Here is a 5,115-nt window from a genome sequence, read left to right as displayed (position 1 = left end):
TACACTCTATTACATTATCTGAAATGTAATCTTCACTAAAAGCATCAAAATTAAAATCATTAGTATAAAATGATGAAGGATTAGAGTTTATAAGATCCTCTGTTGTTTCAAAATAAAATATACTTGCTTCTACAGTGGGTTCTATTACAATATCATCTGTTTGGCTAAAATCTTGCTCATCTATGCAAGATACCAACGATAAACATAAAAATAGAACACTAAATAAATAGTGGGGACTTTTCATTTTATAGTATTTGTGTAATTAATGGTAAAAATATAACTCTACAAATACATTTTTATTTCATCTAAAGAGTTAATTATACTACAATGATTGTGTATTTCCTCTTGATGCGTATTAAAATGTAATGCGTGTAAACCCACAGATTTAGCTCCTAAAATATCTGCCTCTAAACTGTCGCCAATCATTAAAGATTGTTCTGCTGATACGTTAGCCTTTTTTAAAGCAAGTTCAAAAATATAGGGATCTGGTTTTTTAACACCAGCCATTTCAGAATCTATTATCACATCAAAAAAACGATCTAAATTTGAGTTTCTAATTTTTTTATTCTGTACTTCTTGGAAACCATTAGTTATAATATGCAACTTATAATTTGGTTTTAAGTGTTCTAATATCTCTATAGCATTAGGAAATAAGTGGTTATGAGATGATAAATGATTTATATATTCTTCTGCTAACAAATTAATTTCACTATCTGTTGCATTATAATTTATGGTTTTAAAAGTGGTTTGCAAACGTTGAAAACGTAAGTCGGCCTTAGATATTTTTTCTTCTCTAAACAACTTCCAATATTGATGATTTATAGGCACGTAGGCTTTTAAAAAATCTTCAACTTTTACGCCAATTTTATTATCTTCTAATATTTTGGTAAACGTAAGTGCAGAGTTTTTTTCAAAATCCCATAATGTATGGTCTAAATCAAAAAAAACATCGGTAACAAGGTCTTTATACATTGTATTTTTTTAGTACTGTTTCGTAAATATTCATCCAATTGAAGCGTTGCTTTTTCCCTAATAATTCGTTAGAAAATATGGTAACTAGCTTACCATTAACTGCATGTAATTGTTGATGTAAGCTATCTAATTTCTCAAAAATTACTTTCTTGTTTTTAAATGCTGTTAATGCATAATTATGTACTGCAAACGGATGTACTTTTATTGGTTGTTGAGATTCTAAATGTATATCATAAAAAGAAAAAGGAGAACAAGTACCAGCCCTAAACCCTATACAATGTGTGTATCCCATTGTAAAATCTTCTCTAAAATCTGCATCTACTAAAGCCTTATATGTAGCAGGTATTTCAATCCTATTATATCTAAATCTCACATATTTAATAGGCCTATTTATTACAGAAGCTAGTTTACGTTTCTCTTCTTTTAATATTTCTAAGTTAGAAAAAGAATTATAAGAGGCTGATAAGGATACTACGCTATAATCTGCAACAGATTTTATTAAATATTTAAATTTATTATTGGTTGTAGATACGTTTTTGTCAAAAGTAGAATAATCTGCAAACTGAAAAAAGAACATACTTTTTACGTTATTTGCTTTATGTAAACCTATTAGATAATCAAAATTATCATAAGGATCCTTTTTAGGATTAACCCAAACAGAGATTCTTTGAAAAACACGTTTAAATTTAAAGGTGAAAAAATCTAATAAAAATCCACCTAAACTACGCATTATTCCCCTGTGCGCATAGCAATGAGATGTTGTTACATCTATTATAGAAGTGTACTGATATTCTCTTTTTTTATGTACTAAATCAGGAAATTGCATTAACAAAGCATCCAACACTTTATACATCCAAATATCTATAACTGGCTTTTCTAAAAAGCCATGCTTATAAGCTAAACTTTCTTTAACTGGGTATCTACTATGTTCATCTTTAACGTGTGGCAAATACTCTTCATACCTAGTAATTAGATAAAAACTAGCTGCAAAAACATCAAAAGGAATATTACTACGTTCGCCTGTTGCAAAAAAACATGGCGTGCCATCCCATTCACTAATATTAATTTCTAAATCTGTTATTCCTTGTTCATACAACAAATCATTACTACGTATAAAAAATTCATTTTGTAATGGTTGTTTACTATAGGTAATTTTTGCTCCAGAATGTTTTATAAAATCTTCAACCTTTGTAGTTAGTGTAACCTCTATACCTAGAATTTTACCAAATAGATGTTTCATTATATATGTGAAACGTGGCGTTAATTTATGTGTATAGATTAGTAACATTATGGATTTTAGCGATTTATATTTTTTAGATTATTTTTTTACAATAAATTATCATCTGCAAAGCTAAAGTATTCTCTTTGAGTAATTATAATATGGTCTAAAACTTTCATATCTAATGCAGCTGCAGCATTTTTAAGTTTCTCTGTTATCTGCTTATCTGCAGCACTTGGCTTTAGTCCTCCAGATGGATGATTGTGTGCTAAAATTAAACCTATAGCCCCTATCTCTAAGGCTTGTTTTAATACCAAACGTACATCTACTAAAGTACCAGTTATACCGCCTTTACTTAATTGGGCTTTATGTATAACCTTGTTAGAGTTATTTAGATATATAATCCAAAATTCTTCGTGTGGTAACTCTCCTAGTAAAGGTTGCAATAAATTAAACACATCTTTACTACTGCCTATTTTTTCTATCTTTTGTGCCTCTTCTCCTCTTCTACGTCTGCCCATTTCTAAGGCAGCAGCAATGGTAACTGCTTTTGCTTCTCCTATACCTTTAAATTGCATAAGTTGATTGATGGATAGCTTTCCTAGATCGTTTAAATTATTATTTACAGACCCTAAAATACGTTTAGATAATTCTACAGCACTTTCATTTCTACTACCAGAACCAATTAATATTGCAATTAGTTCTGCATCAGACAGTACTGATTTTCCTTTTTGTACTAATTTTTCCCTAGGTTTGTCATTATCTGACCAGTTTTTAATTGAGAACGAGGTTGGTTGGTTTTGCATTTGTTAAAGATAATAATCTTTACTAACATACGTATTTACCCATTAAAACGTTACTTCTATAAATAACTAATACAATGAAAGAAATTCTGAATCAGCTTTACGAAATTGAACAAAAGAGTGAAAAAAATAATATCACTCTGTTTAACAGAAACCTAAAACGTTTATTTCATGAAATTGAAGAACAAGGTTTTTTTATAAAAAATCCGTTAGGCGAAAAATTTTCAGAATCTAGAACAGATATAGATGCTACTTTAATGAATGAATTAAACACTAAATCTAAAATTACCAAGGTGCTAAAACCTATCATATATAAAAAAGATGGTGACCAATTAATTATTATACAAAAAGGAGTAGCAATAGTAGAATAAGTAAGTATGAAAACAGTAAATTTTGGAATAGATTTAGGCACAACAAATAGTTTAATTGCTAAATATGAGAGTGGTGTTTTAGAGGTTTTTAAAAACCCAATAGGACAAAAACAAACACTTGCTTCTGCCGTTGCTTTTAGGGGTAGTAGAATTTTAGTGGGTGATAAAGCAAGAGATTTATTAGAAAAAGACCCTTTAAATGTATTTACCTGTTTTAAACGAAAAATGGGGACTACAGACCGTTATTTTGTAAAAAGCATAAATAAAGATGTATCTCCTGTAGAGCTCAGCGCTTATGTATTAAAAGAACTTAAAAACTTTATACACACCGGAGAAGAACTGCATGAGGCAGTAATTACAATACCTTCTTCTTTTGACACCATACAATCTAATGCTACAAAAACTGCTGGTCATGAAGCTGGTTTTAAAGAGGTGTATTTGCTACAAGAGCCTATTGCTGCTAGTTTAGCTTTTGCCAACAAAAATAATTTAGAGCTAAACGAAACTAAAAAGTGGTTAATTTACGATTTTGGTGGTGGTACTTTTGATGTTGCTCTACTAGAAATTAACGAGAGAGAAATGAACGTTTTAGATAACGAGGGCGATAATTTTTTAGGTGGTATGGATATAGACAACCTAATTATAGAAAAGCTTATTGTTCCTAAATTAGACCCCATTTTAAACGAAACAAAACTTTGGGACAAGTTTAAAGAACCTAACAACCCGCTGCAAAAATTATATTTTGAACTTTTATTTAGGGCTGAAGAAGCAAAAAAAGAGCTCTCTAGGTTTGAAACTACAGAAATAGACATAGATTATGCAGAAAAAGATATTTACACCAGTATAGAAGTTACTAGGGCCGACTTTAATAGTTTACTTGCTCCTTTAGTTGAGCACACTATTAATTTTTGCAAAAAAATATTAAGCAATAACAACCTTGCCAATACAGACGTAGAAAAAATTATTATGGTAGGTGGTAGCACACTTATACCCTATGTTAGAGAGCAAGTAGAAAAAAACTTAGCAATAGAAATAGATACCAGTGTAGACCCTACTGCAGCCGTTGGCATAGGTGCTGCTTACTACGCAGGTTCTAAACCATCTTCTTTAAAAGAGGAAGATGTTACAAAAACAAGTACAGAAAATAGTGCTAATGAGTCTCTTAAAAACAAACCACTTGTTAAATTAATATTTGAAAAAAACACTAAAGACTCTGAAGAATTAATTGCTTTTACTTTAAATACACCAACACAAGGTTTTTATAGAATTATAAGAAAAGATGGCGGCTATGACACTAGTCTTGTTACGCTAGAAAACAGTGTAAATGTATTTGTAGATTTACTAGAAGGGCAAGTAAACTCTTTTAATTTAAAAATTTACAACGCCCAACAAGAAGTTCTTTTTTCTACAGATGACATACACATTAACCAAGGAAAATATAACATTCAAGGTCAATTATTGCCTAACGACATTTGCTTAGAGGTTGATGATGTGCAATACAACGTAACTAAATTAGAAGCCATATTTAATAAAAATACAGTTTTACCTCTTAAAAAAACAATGTATAAGTCGGCATCTAAAACTATTTTAAAAGATAGTGACGACAAGTTGCAAATTAACATTGTAGAAGGTGATGGTAATGGTTTACCTAGCTCTGGCTTATCTATTGGTTATATAGAAATTACTGGTAAAGAGCTAGAACAAGATTTAATTAAAGGAACAGATATAGAATTAAATATTTCTGTGTCTG

5 protein-coding genes and 1 pseudogene are annotated in these 5,115 nt (G+C 30.0%); 2 read left to right on the top strand and 4 right to left on the bottom strand.

The features are described 5' to 3' along the window. From ABJD66_RS01555 to radC, 4 genes and pseudogenes are all read right to left on the bottom strand, one after another. A pseudogene (locus ABJD66_RS01555) lies at positions 1-244 on the bottom strand (hypothetical protein); the annotation flags it as partial. A 38-nt stretch (positions 245-282) separates the two neighbouring features. Continuing rightward, on the bottom strand, positions 283-972 hold the full coding sequence (locus ABJD66_RS01550) for a YjjG family noncanonical pyrimidine nucleotidase (protein WP_348127438.1): 690 nt from the start codon (positions 970-972) through the stop codon (positions 283-285). Then, positions 965-2,260 carry a polysaccharide deacetylase family protein gene (locus ABJD66_RS01545; protein ID WP_348127435.1) on the bottom strand — a complete coding sequence of 432 codons (1,296 nt, stop codon included), beginning with the start codon at positions 2,258-2,260 and terminating at the stop codon, positions 965-967. The genes ABJD66_RS01550 and ABJD66_RS01545 overlap by 8 nt, the downstream gene beginning before the upstream one ends. A 38-nt stretch (positions 2,261-2,298) precedes the next feature. Beyond that, complete coding sequence (gene radC / locus ABJD66_RS01540; RefSeq protein ID WP_100896743.1) at positions 2,299-2,997, bottom strand: DNA repair protein RadC; 699 nt, start codon at positions 2,995-2,997, stop codon at positions 2,299-2,301. Between the two features lie 74 nt (positions 2,998-3,071). Here radC and ABJD66_RS01535 point away from each other — a divergent pair, with 74 nt between their 5' ends. After that, complete coding sequence (locus ABJD66_RS01535; RefSeq protein WP_348127431.1) at positions 3,072-3,365, top strand: hypothetical protein; 294 nt, start codon at positions 3,072-3,074, stop codon at positions 3,363-3,365. Positions 3,366-3,371: 6 nt separating this feature from the next. Then, positions 3,372-5,115 (top strand): Hsp70 family protein (locus tag ABJD66_RS01530; RefSeq protein WP_348127428.1); only part of this gene is annotated, 1,744 nt, incomplete at its 3' end.

It is taken from the genome of Cellulophaga sp. (genome assembly GCF_039943695.1).
Classification (GTDB): domain Bacteria; phylum Bacteroidota; class Bacteroidia; order Flavobacteriales; family Flavobacteriaceae; genus Cellulophaga.
The sequence above is the reverse complement of the archived record's forward strand: the minus strand, read 5'-3'. Positions and strand labels throughout refer to the sequence as shown.

Bases quoted from the DNA above. Each gene is read 5' to 3' on its own strand.
- ABJD66_RS01550 (WP_348127438.1), bottom strand. From the start codon at position 972: ATGTATAAAGACCTTGTTACCGATGTTTTTTTTGATTTAGACCATACA.
- ABJD66_RS01545 (WP_348127435.1), bottom strand. From the start codon at position 2,260: ATGTTACTAATCTATACACATAAATTAACGCCACGTTTCACATATATA.
- radC (WP_100896743.1), bottom strand. From the start codon at position 2,997: ATGCAAAACCAACCAACCTCGTTCTCAATTAAAAACTGGTCAGATAAT.
- ABJD66_RS01535 (WP_348127431.1), top strand. From the start codon at position 3,072: ATGAAAGAAATTCTGAATCAGCTTTACGAAATTGAACAAAAGAGTGAA.